This window comes from Nonomuraea candida (genome assembly GCF_000725485.1).
Classification (GTDB): domain Bacteria; phylum Actinomycetota; class Actinomycetes; order Streptosporangiales; family Streptosporangiaceae; genus Nonomuraea; species Nonomuraea candida.
The window spans coordinates 1-215 of sequence record NZ_JOAG01000225.1; the positions used below are offsets into that span (position 1 = coordinate 1).

The 215-nt window shown below is 68.8% G+C and carries 1 pseudogene; it reads left to right on the forward strand.

Going from position 1 to position 215, the window contains the following annotated elements:
- A pseudogene (locus tag IO39_RS56510) lies at window positions 1-215 on the forward strand (hypothetical protein); the annotation flags it as partial.

Consider the following 215-nt stretch of genomic DNA (forward strand, 5'->3'; position numbering starts at 1 on the left):
ATCCTGAACGACCGCACCGACGAGCACGGCCACGGCCGCCGCGAGATCCGCCGGATGAAGATCTGCACCGTCCGCCCCGGCCTGCCCTTCCCGCACGCCACCCAGGCCATCCAGGTCATCCAGGTCAAACGCCGCCGCACCGACCACCGCACCGGCAAGACCACCATCGTCACCATCTACGCCATCACCAGCCTCCCACCGGGCCGGATCACTCA